Here is a 12,707-nt window from a genome sequence, read left to right as displayed (position 1 = left end):
GAAGAAAGCTGAGGGCAGGAAGCAGCCTTATGGAAGAACAGCAGCGCAGTCTGATCGAGTTACGCTCAATCGTTAAAACCTTCAACCAGGGTTCCCCGAATGAACTCACGGTGCTCCACGGCATTGACCTCGCGGTGCGCCGCGGTGAGTTCCTCTCCGTGGTGGGATCGTCTGGTTCCGGTAAGTCCACGCTGATGAACATTATTGGGCTGCTTGATCGCCCTACGGCGGGCACCTATCTGCTCGACGGCGTGAATGTGCTCCAATCCGATGACAACGCCCTGGCGCAGACCCGCGCCCAAACCATCGGCTTTGTGTTCCAGAACTTCAACCTCGTGAGCCGCATTAGCGCCCTGCGCAACGTGGAGATGCCCATGATGTACGCGGGTATTCCGCCGCGGGTGCGCACCCAGCGAGCCAAGGATTTGCTGGGCCTGGTGGGCATGGAAGATCGCATGGATCACCAGCCCTCCGAGCTCTCCGGTGGTCAAAAGCAGCGCGTGGCCATCGCCCGCGCCCTGGCTAATGACCCCGAGATTCTGCTTGCCGATGAGCCCACCGGTGCCCTCGATAGCGGCACCGGCCGCATGGTGATGGATATTTTCCACAGCCTGCACGAGGAAATGGGCCGCTCCATCGTCTTTATTACGCACAACCCGGAACTGGCGCAGGAAACGGATCGCATCATCACCCTCGTGGATGGCCGCGTGGAGATTAACTCAGGGGGTTACCTGTGAGCACACTAGAAGCAATCCGCCTGGCCCTGGGCAGCATGCGCAATAACAAAATGCGCTCGCTGCTCACCCTCTTGGGCATCATCATCGGTATTGCCTCGGTGATTACCATTCAGACCATTGGCGCGGCCATGAAGAGCGAGGCCACCGAGGGCCTGGCTCGCCTGGGTGCCAGCGACCTCCAGGTGGCCGTGCAGGATCGCCCCGATGAGGAGGATCTGGCTAACTACGGTGCCTCCGGGGAGATGTACTTCTACGGCAGCTCCGTATCCGAGGAAGAGGACGAGCTCACCCTTGACATGCTGGATCGCCTGCGCGATCGCTTCGGGGACAGGATCGACGGTGTATCCATCGGTGATGGCACCACCACCTCCGGCAACGTGGTGAACGACGCCGGGCAGCTCTCCGTGCAGATCAGCGGAATCAACGAGGACTATCTGCGCATGAACAGCGTGGATGTGGAGTATGGCCGCGGTATCACCAGGGATGACCTGGATAATTCCCGCAAAGTGGTGGTGATTAGCCCGGAGGCCGTCACCGATCTCTTCCAGGGTGATACCAGCGCCGCTTTGGGTTCCGAGGTCTCCCTCATGGTTGATGATGAGGAAACCCTCTTCACCGTGGTGGGCGTGTACAAGGGCGGCAGCCAGGGCGGACTCTTCGGCGGCTTCAATACGCCGAGCGTGTACATCCCCTACCCCGCGATGAAGGACGTCAGCTCTTATCCTTCCCTCCTGGGGCAGGTCAGTGTGCGCCTTTCCACCGACGCGGAGCGCGAGCAGACGATCTCCGAGGTTCAGAACTTTTTTGACGGAATCTACGCCTCCAATGAGAACTCGATGGTGGTGGTGAGCGACTTCCAGAACCAGGTGGACGACGTCAATTCCGTTATCAACTCCATGTCCCTGGCGGTCTCCGCTATCGGCGGTATCTCCCTGCTGGTGGGTGGCATCGGCGTGATGAACATTATGTTGGTCACCGTCACCGAGCGCACCCGCGAGATCGGCGTGCGCAAGGCCCTGGGCGCCCGACGCCGCGACATCCGCCTGCAATTCATCGTGGAGGCCATGATCGTGTGCCTCCTGGGCGGCATCATCGGCGTGCTGCTTGGCGGCGCCCTGGGTATGTTCATCGCCTCCTTCGTGGGCTCGGTGGTATTCCCGCCGATCAGCGGTGTGCTCATCGCCCTGTTCTTCTCTATGGGTATCGGCATGTTCTTCGGCTTCTACCCGGCAAACAAGGCCGCCAAGCTCAACCCCATCGAGGCCCTGCGCTACGAGTAGGAATCGCATGGGTATCAAAACATGGGCCACCTGGGTTTCCCCGGTGGCCTCTGTGCTTTTCTTAGTCGTATTCGTAGCCCTTGGGGACCATCGGTGGAGCGGGGAATACCTATGGACGGCAGAAAGAATAGAGGGCAGCCTCCTGCCCGCCGCCGTGCTGGCCTCCGTGGCGATGGCGGTGGACGTCGTTAAGGCTCCGCGTTCGCGGCGCTACCTGCTTGCGGTGTGGGTAGGGCTGGCGCTTCCGGCTGTGGCGGCGCTCGGCCTCAGCAGTGCCTCGTGGCCGCAGTGGTCGAGCCCGCTGGCGGGATGGGCCTGGGCACACCTCGGGGTTTCGCTGCTCAGTATCGGCGCCGTGCTCGCGCTGGGCTTCGTCCTCTCCGCACAGTCGGCATTCCTGGGACCCATCGCGGTGGCGGGGGTGCTCTACCTTGCTCTCGACGGCCGTGGCCTGGTGCTCCTCGGTTCCAGCAACGGTAGCCTCCTCGGCTACGAGCCCTCCCCTGGCGTGCTGCTTGCACAATTCATTACCGCCCTGGTGGCTCTGGGCCTCGCCCTTGCTCTCGTGGGCAGGGGGCGCGCCGGGGCGTCGATAAGCGCGATCATGTTGGCGCTGCTTGCCCTTTCCCCGCAACTATCCCTGACGGAATATCACGTGGTGGCCAGCGGGGATACCCAGTGCGTGAGCGACGCCGCGGGGCCGCGCACCTGCGTGAGCGCGCAACATGCGCGCCTGAGCGATTCGCTGGATTATTGGACGGTGCAGTGGCGGGAAGCCACCCAGGCCGCAGGCATGGCGGAGGGCCTGCCCGTGACGGTGGCGGAGAATTACCCCGCCACCCGGCCCGGCTTTCACGACGCCGGCGCTACCTTCCCGGTGACCTCCGGCCCCGAGGTGATCGCCTGGGCTCTCTCGATGGAGGAGTTGGCTCCGGGAGAGAGGGTGAGCGCGTAGTCCTTCGCCGCCGCGGTGGCCTCCCCCACGCACTGCGCCGAGGAACCCGCGCGGGAGGTCACGGACCGGGTGCGCGAGGAGGTTCTGCGGCTGCTAGAGGGGCAGAGTGCCGCGCCCGGATTGGGCGATGATCTGCGGGAACTCTATGCCTGCGCAGGGTAGCGTGGACCGGAGATAAGCGAACCCCCTCGCGGCGAAACTGCTAAAACAGGTGACCATGTGCGAGGGGGAGTACATTTACTATCATAGACGATATGGGGGAACTGTCAAATCTATGGTCAGGTAGCAGGGTCGGCGCTCTTGGGGTACGACATATTTCAATACAGCGCTTAAAGCCGTATTTGGAAGAGATGTTCTATGATGAGCGCAAGGCGGTTGCCCTCTATATGTGGGATAGAGAGTTGTCGGCGGCTTTCTTTAGAGATATTTCTTTATTGGAAGTTGCTCTACGCAATACGATTGATTCGGTGTTGGTTAGTACTTATGGCCAGTCTTGGCATCGGAGTGCAGTAACTTTATTTGATTCTAGAACTTTTAATCAAATAGCGGAAGCATGGAAGAGGTTGCCGAAAGCGTATCATAGTTATGACCCTGCTAATGGAGTGATTCGAGGGCGACTTATCGCTAGTTGTATGTTCGGAACTTGGGTTTCCATGCTTGATGCGGGAGGTGGGACTGGTTGTGAACCACCATGCGATAAAGTGGACCATGACCAGATATGGAGTACTGAGTTACTTATCAAAGCGTTTCCTGGTGGGCAAAAAATTGCGGGAACGTGTGATAGGCAACCTTTCGATAGGGCATGGGTGCACCGGCAGGTTCGCAATGTGCATCTATTACGGAATAGGATAGCGCATCATGAGTCATTGATTAATGGCTATCCCATCCCGGGGGAGAATAATGATGAAAGCCGAATATCAGCAAGGCGAGGATATTATTACTGCTTGCGCTTGGCGGCGATGATTGATCGAGATTTATTCAGGTATATAGAACAATCATCTGTTGTTCCTAGCGTTCTAGAAAAAGATCCTCGTGGGCGGAATGAATAGCCCCTACTCCCCCGCAATAAATGCCTCCAACCTCGCGCGCCCGAGGTCGTCGGGAAGCTGCTCGGGGGGCGACTTCATGAGGTAAGAGGAGGCCGGCATGAGCGGCCCGCCGAGCCCGCGGTCGAGGGCGATCTTGGCGGCGCGGATGGCGTCGATGATGATGCCCGCGGAGTTGGGGGAATCCCACACCTCTAGTTTGTATTCGAGGTTCAGCGGCACCCCACCAAAGGCGGTGCCCTCCAGGCGAACGTAGGCCCACTTGCGGTCGTCGAGCCATTCCACGTAGTCGGAGGGGCCGATGTGCACGTTGCGGTCGCTGGTGGCCCCGGCCAGGGGGCCGTCGCTGAGGTTGGACGTCACGGCCTGGGTCTTGGAGATTTTCTTGGATTCCAGGCGCTCGCGGTCGAGCATATTCTTGAAATCCATGTTGCCGCCCACGTTGAGCTGCATGGTGCGATCCAGGCGGACACCGCGCTCCTCGAAGAGCCGGGCGAGCACGCGGTGGGTAATGGTGGCCCCCACCTGCGATTTGATGTCGTCGCCCACGATGGGCACCCCGGCGGCGCGGAACTTCTCGGCCCACTCGGGGTCGGAGGCGATGAACACGGGCAGGGCGTTGACGAAGGCGCACCCGGCGTCGATGGCCGCCTGGGCATAGGCCTTATCGGCCTCCTCGGAACCCACCGGGAGGTAGGAAACGAGCACGTCAGCCTGGGTTTCACGCAGCACGGCGGCCACGTCCACCGGCTCGGCGGCAGATTCCTCGATGGCCTCCTGGTAGTGAGTGCCCAGGCCGTCGAGGGTAGGGCCGCGCTGCACGGTCACACCCAGGTGCGGCACCTCCGTGATGGTGATGGTGCAGTTACGCGAGGCGCGCGTGGCATCGGAAAGGTCGCTGCCCACCTTGGCGGCGTCCACGTCAAAGGCGGCCACAAACTCAATATCGCCCACGTGATAATCCCCAAATTGCACGTGCATGAGGCCGGGCACGCGCTCGCTGGCGGGGGTATCGCGGTAGTATTCCACGCCCTGAATCAGTGAGGTGGCGCAGTTGCCCACTCCGGCAATGGCCACGCGGATTTTCTTATTCGTCATGGCAGGCGATGTTAGCGCCGCGCCGCACGCAGTTTGGCTTGTTTTGCTTATCGACGCCAGGTGTATCGTTCAAGGTCACCGGGCTAAACCCCCGATTGGGGGTGGGGTAGGATAAGGGCCGTGTCCGTAGGCAAAATCCTCCTGTATTACAAGTTCACGCCCATCGCTGACCCCGAGGCCATCAAATTATGGCAGCGCGATCTCTGCGAATCGCTGGGGCTGCGGGGGCGCATTTTGGTATCCCGCCACGGGATTAATGGCACCGTGGGCGGCGATATTGATGCCTGCAAGCGCTATATCAAAAAGATGCGCGATTACCCCGGCTTTAAGGGCACGGAGTTCAAGTGGTCCGAGGGCAGCGCCGAGGATTTCCCGCGCCTTTCGGTGAAGGCCCGCCAGGAGATTGTGGCCTTTGGCGCCCCGGAGGAATTGCAGGTGGATGAAGGCGGCGTGATTGGCGGCGGGGTACACCTCAAGCCCCGTCAAGTCAATGAGCTGGTGGAAAGCCGGGGCGATGAGGTGGTGTTCTTCGATGGACGCAACGCGATGGAGGCGCAGATCGGCAAGTTCAAAAACGCCGTGGTGCCCGATGTGACCACCACGCACGATTTCATCGCGGAATTGGAATCCGGCAAATACGACGATCTTAAAGACCGCCCCGTGGTTACCTACTGCACCGGAGGTATCCGCTGCGAGGTGCTTTCCGCCCTCATGCGCAATCGCGGCTTCAAAGAGGTCTATCAAATTGACGGCGGCATTGTGCGTTACGGCGAGGAATACGGCAATAACGGATTGTGGGAGGGCTCCCTTTACGTTTTTGACCGCCGCATGCACATGGACTTCGGCATTGACCCCGCCAAGCTCGGGCGCTGCGTGCACTGCCAGGAGCACACCACGGACTTCCACAATTGCGCCAACGAGGAGACCTGCCGCAAACAGGTGCTCATCTGTGAGGATTGCTGGGCACAGCCGCATCTGCGATACTGCGCCGATTGTGAAACTAAGGTCTGCCTAGCTTAATTGGTACAGCTATGCTGGCTGCGTGACTCAATTTCTTGACCGATCCGCCCCCTGGGTGATCTCGCTTTATCGCATTGTCATCGGCCTCATTTTCTTCATGTACGGCACCGCCCGCTTCTTCAACTGGCCCGCCCCCGGCCAGTTCGAGGCCCCGGCGCTCTTCGTCTACCCCGATTGGTGGTCCGCCGCCATTCAGATCGTGGGTGGCCTGCTGGTCATGCTGGGCCTGTTCACCCGCGCCGCGGCCTTCATCTCCTCTGGCAGCATGGCCGTGGCCTACTTCTGGATGCACCAACCCGAGGGCCTTACGCCCCTGGATAACGGCGGTGTGGCTAGCGCCCTGCTCTGCTGGGCCTTCTTCCTGCTGGTCTTTATCGGCCCCGGTGCCCTGGCCCTGGATAGGGTGATTGCTAAGAAGAATGCCTAGCGCTCCACTACGGTGGGGCACATGGATACCAGGGTCAAAGTAGGCATCCCCCTCACCGCAGTTCTGAGCCTGTGGGTGGCATATGCCACGCTCGGCCAGGACACCTCGCCCGCTGCCTGGATTGTTTCCGCAGCGGGCTTTGTTGTGCCTGTCATAGCCTACTGGGCTCGGCACCTTTCCCGCTGGCCGTATATCTGCCTGCTCTACGGCAGTTACCTAGTCATGTTATGGCTGCATGCTCTCGTGCGGGAGCCAGAAGCGGCCACTGATCTTGGTGCGTGGAGTTGGCACATCACGATGTTTTCCGCGCTGGTGCTGGGCACGTGGTTGGATAGCATGGAGCCAACTAAAGAGCGCTCCCGCTGACCCACCCGAGGTCTATGCTGGGCACCATGAGCATCGTGAAGATCAACGCCCTGACCGTTCCCCCGGAAGCCGCCGCAACCCTGGAGGAGCGCTTTGCCGCTCGGAAGCACGCGGTGGATTCCTCCCCTGGTTTCGAGGGCTTCCAATTGCTGCGCCCCACCGCCGGGGAGGACCGCTACTACGTGGTCACCTGGTGGAAGGACGAGGAATCCTACGCCGATTGGCGCGATAACCGCGCGGCGGCCGCCCACGGCCACGGAGGGGAAAGCAAAGAGGGAGAGCAGCGCCGCCCCGCCGCCACCAAGGCGGAACTGTTGGAGTTCGAGGTGGTGCTCGATTCCCGCACCGAGGGCTAGCCGCTAAAAGTTTCAGCCCATTTTCTCGGCGCCCAGGATGGCGTAGGGCAGCGTGGTGGTCATCCAGATCATCGCGTGGGGCACGAGTACCCAGAACACCCCCATCCAGGCGCGCCAGCGGGTGTAACTCCGCAGCTTGCGCACCATGATAATCATGCAGCCAAGCAGCCCCGCCACGGGCACGAGGCAAGAACCAATCCCCCACCACAGCTCGGCGCTGCGGCTGCACAGCCAGGTGGCCTCCCCCGCCTCGCAGTAGGGTCCACCCATTGCGCGCAGGAGCCCCGCCAAAGCAAGCGAGGCCACGGCGGATAACACCAGCGTGCCCGCCAGCCACCACAGGGCCTGCCGGGTGGAAGCCCGGTTGCGCTCGTGCTGCACGGCGGGATCGACGCCCTCGGCTAGGTCCTCCGCTGATCGCGGGCTGGGTGGGAGCTTATTGGTGTAATCGGCATCGCTATGCAGATCGTTTTCGGGGTGTTCCGGGAAGGTCACGGCCGCACCTGAATATCCGTGGTGGAGGTACCCAGCACACCCACGATGGCCTGGGCCACCTCCTCGGCGGTCAGATAGGACTCCGGCTTCCACTCCTCCCCCAGTTCCGCCACGATGGCGCGCTGCATATCGGTGGCAATCCGGCCGGGGTACACGCTGGTCACCCGAATATCCGGCTCCTCGGCGCGCAGCGCATCGCACCAGGCCCGCGCCCCGTGCTTGGCGGCGGAATAAGCGGACCACTGGGGCTTGGAGTGCAGCCCCGCGCCGGAGTTAACGTAGATCATGTGCCCGCGGGAGCGTCGCAAAGCGGGCAGCAGGCGGGCGGTGAGTTCCACCGGGGCGTGGAGGTTCACGGCCAGGGATTCCTCCCAGGCCGCGCGGGGGAGATCGGCGGTGCTACCGATGGGGCATACCCCGGCGCAGTGGATGAGGGCGTCGATCTGCTCGGGCAGCGGGAGATCGGCGGGAAGGGGTTGGGTGAAGTCCGCCTGCCACCACTGGGCTTCCAGGCTGTGATCGGGCGCGCTGTGGTACTGGGCGCTCAGCGTCCAGCCTTGGGCACTGAGCAGTTCCGCCACGCGACGGCCCACTCCCCTGCTGGCTCCGGTGATGAGGGCGTGGGGCATGAAAGGCTCCTTTTCCTTGAAAGTAGAGGTTTAGGTGCGTGGGACCGGGTACACGATCACGGGCACGCGCACGTGAGGCAAGAGATCGGTGGCGGCGCTGCCCACAAAAACGCGCTCGATGGCCCCCATCGGATTAGAACCCAGGCAGAGCAGATCGCCCTTCTTCCACTTCAGGGCGTCCACGGCTCCCGCCCAGCCGGGGCCGGTGCCTACCTCGGATTCCAGCTCTAAGTGGGAATAGCGCGAGGCGATCCAATCGCGGGCGCGGTCAAGCATGGCGAGCGAGTGCTCGCGCCAATCGTGGGCAAGTTCCTTGCCCAGGTTCAGGTTGCCTTCCAGGGAGGCATCCGCAATGCCGGAGGGGGAGAAGGAGAGTATGCGCAGCGGCGTGTTCCACGCGGCGGCCATGCGCGCGGCGTAGTCCAAGCTCGGGTCGTGATCCTTCTGCTCGGTGCCGAGGTAGGCAAAGTTCACGCGCCGCACCCCGTGCTTGGAGAGCTTGACGGCGCGCGGCGCCAGCCCGAGGGCCTTGGGGGATGAGTGCAGCATGGCATCCGCGGTGGAATTGGCCAGGAATCGCCCCTTGGGTGCGGCCGCGCCGGAACCCAGGATCACCAGGTGGGCGTCGAAATCCTCGGCGGCCTCGGTGAGCAGGGCATGCTGCGAGGGGCCGTCAAGGAACACGGAAGGTTGATGATCCCAGTGGCGGGATGGAATCTGCGCGTGGCGCAGGGCACGGGTGACCGCCTCCTCGCAGGCTCGCTGCTGCTTATCAAACCACTTGCGGTACTTGCCGCCGAGTTTTTGCAAAGAAGTAGCGGGCCAGGGGCGCAAGAAAAGCGTTACCACCCGGATACACACATCGGTGGTGTGAGAAAGCCAGGCGGCAAACTCCAGGGCCTCGGTGCGGGGAGAATCGGGGTTCCACGCGACGAGGATTCGCTGGGGGCCGGTGTACTCGGCCTCCGATTGCACCATAATGATTCATCGTCCTTCCTGTGCGGGCTTGAAGGAGATGTTACTGGGAAGTCTCGTCAATACCGTACTTGCTGGCTAGAACGTTAATGACATCCACAAATTCATCAGCGCGTTGCAGCTCTTCGTCGGAGAGCTTCTCCAACATGCCGGTGAGGCTCTGCGTGCGCTCCTCACCCACTCGCTCCAACTCCGCGAGCCCCAGATCCGTCAGACGCACGCGCACGCCACGGCGATCTTGGGTATCGCGGATGCGCTCCACCATCCCGCGCTGCTCCAATTGATGCAGCGCATTGGAGGCGGTGGGCATACGGATTCCCTCTTCTTTAGCCAACTGGCTGATGCGCGATTCACCGTTCTCCCGCATCCGGGTCATGATGGACAGTTGAGGTCCGGTGAGGTTCGATTGATCCGCGACGCGGAAGTACATCACATAAAGCTTGGTGAGAGCAGGGCGCACCTTTCGGGCCACTGCTTCCGGGGTGGGGGAATTCATATGCTCTACTGTAGCGCTAAGGAAGTATTTAGGCAGAAAGCACTGCCCTGGTGGGTTTATATAGGCTCGTGCGGGTGATCCATTACCGCTATGAAGTGAGCCATCAATGGCAGCGGCGCACCCTTCTCCAGCGCTATCGCGCCGGGCAGGTGCGACGAGAAGAACTATGTGATGCTGACTTCCTTCTCGTCACCGCCGCGCGTTTCCACGGAGTGCTTGCCGACGCCCCCTGCCCCGTCTGCGGGGAGCATGAGTTGCGCGTGGTGCGGTGGGTGCACGGGGAGGAACTGGGGCGTCGCTCCGGCACGGCCCGCAATGAAGAAGAAATCGAGGCTCTCGTGGCCGAGCGCGGAGAGGTGACGGTGCACACCGTGGAGGTGTGCCCTCGGTGTCGGTGGAACCATCTTCTCAGCTCGGCTACGGCTGGGGGTTAGACCTGGGCCGGGGTGAACAAGTAATCTGCATGTCAAATACACGTTCAATGATGGGGACCGCAGGTGTCAAGAGATAACAGCGAGTACGAGGACTACGAGGATGACTTCCTCGATGAGGAGGACGAGCCCAAGCGAGGCTTCCGCAAGCATCCTATTTTGTGGACCTCCGTTATAGTGCTGGGCCTGCTTATTCTTCTTCCGATTGCCGGTTTTATGAAGGCATACATCATGGCCAAGGTGCCGGAACCGGAGGAACTATCGGCCAAGCAGGTCTCCCAGATTTACACCTCCGATTCCTCGGAGGAATTGGCGCGCATCGTGCCCCCGGACGGCAACCGCCAGCAGATTCCCTATGACGAGATCCCCGAGAGCATGCGCAACGCCGTTCTTGCAGCCGAGGACCGTGAGTTCTGGACGAACCCCGGCTTCTCCCTCACCGGCTTTGGCCGCGCGGTTCTGGGCCAGGTGCGCGGCGATAGCTCCGCGGGTGGTGGTTCCACCATCACCCAGCAGTACGTGAAGAACATGCTGGTGGGCAACGAGCACTCCGTGGAGCGCAAGCTGCGCGAGCTGGTGTACTCCACCAAGATGGCTAATGAGTGGTCCAAGGAAGAGGTGCTTTCCGCCTACCTCAATACCGTGTACTTTGGCCGCAACGCCTATGGTGTGGAATCTGCCTCCCAGGCTTACTTTGGCAAGCACGCCGCGGAACTCACCCCGGAGGAATCCGCCGTTCTCGCGGCAGCGATTCAGCGCCCCAGCCAGCTCGACCCCTGGATCAACCGCTCGGAGGCCGAACTGCGCTGGAACTACGTGCTCGATGGCATGGTGGAAATCGAGGGGCTGACCCCGCAGCAGCGCGCCCAGGCCGTCTACCCGGAGACCACCGACCCCGCCTCCTACAGTGCTTATACGGAGGCCGATGGCACCAACGGGATGATTAAGAATCAGGTGATGGCGGAGCTGGAAACCCTCGGCATCACCGAGGAGGACGTGACCACCCGCGGGCTGAAGATCACCACCACCATTGATAAGCAGGCCCAGGAAGCCACCGTGAACGCGGTGCACAATAACCTTCAAGGCGAGCAGCCCAATATCCGCACCGCCGCGGTGTCCGTGGAACCCGCCACCGGCGCGGTGCGCTCCTATTACGGCGGCGAGGACGCCCATGGTTGGGACTATGCCAACGCCGGCTTGCAGACGGGATCGACCTTCAAGATCTTCGGCCTGGCGGCGGCCTTGCAGCAGGGTATTCCGCTTTCCACCGGTTACTCCTCCGATCCGGTCACGCTGCCGGGCAACATCACGGTGAACAACGTGGAGGGCTTCAACTGCGGTTTCTGCTCCATTAAGGACGCCCTGAAGTACTCCCACAACACCAGCTTTATCCGCCTGCAAAACGATCTGGCCAACGGTACCCAGGACACTGCGGATATGGCTCACGCCCTGGGCATCGCCCGCTCCCTGCCGGGTATCCCGCAGACGCTCACGGAAAACGGCAACCAGCCCTACGAGGGCATCGTGCTGGGCCAGTACCAGTCCCGCCCGCTGGATATGGCGGTGGCGGTGGCCACGCTGACCAACCGGGGCGTATGGCAGCAGCCGCACTTTGTGCAGAAGGTGGAAACCGCCAACCGCGAGGTTCTTTATGAGCGCGAGTCCCAGGAGGGCGAGCGCCGCGTGAGCGAGGTCGTGGCGGATAACGTGATTGATGCCATGCAGCCCATCGCCAATTACTCCAATGGCAAGACGCTTGCGGGCGGGCGCCCCTCCGCCTCCAAGACGGGTACCACGCAGCTGGGCGATAGCGGTTATAACAAGGATGCCTGGATGGTGGGCTCCACCCCGCAGCTGGCTACCGCCGTGTGGGTGGGCACGGAGGATAACTCCCCGTTGCTCAACGCCTGGGGCGGTTTGATGTACGGTTCCGGTCTGCCCACGGACATCTGGAAGGCCACTCTCGACGGCGCCTTGGAAGGCCGAGACTTCGAGGACTTCGCCCCCGCGGGTCCCGTCACCTGGGGCGTGGGGTCCTACGGTGGCGGTTATGCCGCGCCGGGTGCGGGCATGGATTCTTCCTCTTCCTCCTCGACGTGGAGCGATAGCTCCACCTCCGGTGCCACGGGCAATGACCAGGCGACCACCCCGACTGCTCCGGCAGAGCAACCGGCTCCGGCGCCGTCGCCCGCCGATCAGCCCTCCCCCGCCCCGGTGGAGCAACCGGCCCCGGCGCCCTCCCCTTCCCCCGCGCCGGCACCGCAACAGCCCGCGGGGCCGAATCCCCAGGACTATAACCAGGGCGGGAACATGGTAGAGATCTTGCCCAGCGAGGTCGGGGAAATCCTCGGACTCTGATCGGTGGAAGGATTCCCCGTGCCGCAGCCTGTCGATCG

16 protein-coding genes are annotated in these 12,707 nt (G+C 62.2%); 11 read left to right on the top strand and 5 right to left on the bottom strand.

The window, feature by feature from the left end:
• The first annotated feature begins 29 nt into the window (after nt 1–29).
• The 5 genes from Clow_RS00140 (at nt 30) to Clow_RS11225 (ending at nt 4,021) form a co-directional block, all read left to right on the top strand.
• Nucleotides 30–737, top strand: coding sequence for an ABC transporter ATP-binding protein (locus Clow_RS00140; protein ID WP_055174628.1), 708 nt, complete (start codon nt 30–32; stop codon nt 735–737).
• On the top strand, nt 734–2,017 hold the full coding sequence (locus Clow_RS00135; protein WP_055174624.1) for an ABC transporter permease: 1,284 nt from the start codon (nt 734–736) through the stop codon (nt 2,015–2,017). Before Clow_RS00140 ends, Clow_RS00135 begins: the two co-directional genes overlap by 4 nt.
• Before the next feature lie 7 nt (nt 2,018–2,024).
• Entirely contained in the window at nt 2,025–2,972 is a 948-nt protein-coding gene (locus Clow_RS00130; protein ID WP_055174621.1) for a hypothetical protein, read from the top strand.
• 15 nt (nt 2,973–2,987) lie between these two features.
• Nucleotides 2,988–3,134: a hypothetical protein gene (locus Clow_RS11565; RefSeq protein ID WP_156334477.1), complete on the top strand. Its 147-nt coding sequence runs from the start codon at nt 2,988–2,990 to the stop codon at nt 3,132–3,134.
• 92 nt (nt 3,135–3,226) lie between these two features.
• On the top strand, nt 3,227–4,021 hold the full coding sequence (locus Clow_RS11225) for an Abi family protein (RefSeq protein ID WP_082418416.1): 795 nt from the start codon (nt 3,227–3,229) through the stop codon (nt 4,019–4,021).
• Between the two features lie 3 nt (nt 4,022–4,024).
• Here Clow_RS11225 and Clow_RS00125 read toward each other — a convergent pair whose 3' ends face one another.
• Nucleotides 4,025–5,116, bottom strand: coding sequence for an inositol-3-phosphate synthase (locus Clow_RS00125; RefSeq protein WP_055174618.1), 1,092 nt, complete (start codon nt 5,114–5,116; stop codon nt 4,025–4,027).
• Between the two features lie 120 nt (nt 5,117–5,236).
• Between Clow_RS00125 and trhO the strand changes: the two genes are divergently transcribed.
• From trhO to Clow_RS00105, 4 genes are read left to right on the top strand one after another with little or no spacing between them, the layout of a single operon-like run.
• On the top strand, nt 5,237–6,136 hold the full coding sequence (trhO, locus tag Clow_RS00120; RefSeq protein WP_055174615.1) for an oxygen-dependent tRNA uridine(34) hydroxylase TrhO: 900 nt from the start codon (nt 5,237–5,239) through the stop codon (nt 6,134–6,136).
• Nucleotides 6,137–6,158: 22 nt separating this feature from the next.
• On the top strand, nt 6,159–6,563 hold the full coding sequence (locus Clow_RS00115; RefSeq protein WP_055174612.1) for a DoxX family protein: 405 nt from the start codon (nt 6,159–6,161) through the stop codon (nt 6,561–6,563).
• A gap of 21 nt (nt 6,564–6,584) precedes the next feature.
• The gene (locus Clow_RS00110; RefSeq protein WP_055174610.1) at nt 6,585–6,929 is read left to right on the top strand and encodes a hypothetical protein; all 345 of its coding nucleotides are present in this window, start codon (nt 6,585–6,587) and stop codon (nt 6,927–6,929) included.
• A gap of 26 nt (nt 6,930–6,955) precedes the next feature.
• On the top strand, nt 6,956–7,285 hold the full coding sequence (locus tag Clow_RS00105) for an antibiotic biosynthesis monooxygenase family protein (protein ID WP_055176170.1): 330 nt from the start codon (nt 6,956–6,958) through the stop codon (nt 7,283–7,285).
• Between the two features lie 12 nt (nt 7,286–7,297).
• On the opposite strand, the gene Clow_RS11935 is transcribed toward Clow_RS00105, so the two are convergent.
• From Clow_RS11935 to Clow_RS00085, 4 genes are read right to left on the bottom strand one after another with little or no spacing between them, the layout of a single operon-like run.
• Nucleotides 7,298–7,780 (bottom strand): hypothetical protein, encoded by a 483-nt coding sequence (locus tag Clow_RS11935; protein WP_055174607.1) that lies wholly within the window; start codon nt 7,778–7,780, stop codon nt 7,298–7,300.
• Complete coding sequence (locus Clow_RS11930; protein ID WP_055174604.1) at nt 7,777–8,409, bottom strand: SDR family oxidoreductase; 633 nt, start codon at nt 8,407–8,409, stop codon at nt 7,777–7,779. The genes Clow_RS11935 and Clow_RS11930 overlap by 4 nt, the downstream gene beginning before the upstream one ends.
• Before the next feature lie 30 nt (nt 8,410–8,439).
• On the bottom strand, nt 8,440–9,387 hold the full coding sequence (locus Clow_RS00090) for a universal stress protein (RefSeq protein WP_055174601.1): 948 nt from the start codon (nt 9,385–9,387) through the stop codon (nt 8,440–8,442).
• Nucleotides 9,388–9,427: 40 nt separating this feature from the next.
• Nucleotides 9,428–9,880, bottom strand: a complete 453-nt coding sequence (locus Clow_RS00085; RefSeq protein ID WP_055174597.1) for a MarR family winged helix-turn-helix transcriptional regulator — start codon at nt 9,878–9,880, stop codon at nt 9,428–9,430.
• Between the two features lie 74 nt (nt 9,881–9,954).
• On the opposite strand from Clow_RS00085, the gene Clow_RS00080 reads away from it, so the two are divergent.
• Both Clow_RS00080 and Clow_RS00075 read left to right on the top strand, forming a co-directional pair.
• Nucleotides 9,955–10,314 (top strand): DUF5318 family protein, encoded by a 360-nt coding sequence (locus Clow_RS00080; protein WP_055176167.1) that lies wholly within the window; start codon nt 9,955–9,957, stop codon nt 10,312–10,314.
• A gap of 213 nt (nt 10,315–10,527) precedes the next feature.
• Nucleotides 10,528–12,669 carry a transglycosylase domain-containing protein gene (locus tag Clow_RS00075; RefSeq protein WP_370871899.1) on the top strand — a complete coding sequence of 714 codons (2,142 nt, stop codon included), beginning with the start codon at nt 10,528–10,530 and terminating at the stop codon, nt 12,667–12,669.
• The last annotated feature ends 38 nt before the right edge of the window (nt 12,670–12,707 follow it).

It is taken from the genome of Corynebacterium lowii (genome assembly GCF_001412085.1).
Classification (GTDB): domain Bacteria; phylum Actinomycetota; class Actinomycetes; order Mycobacteriales; family Mycobacteriaceae; genus Corynebacterium; species Corynebacterium lowii.
The sequence above is the reverse complement of the archived record's forward strand: the minus strand, read 5'-3'. Positions and strand labels throughout refer to the sequence as shown.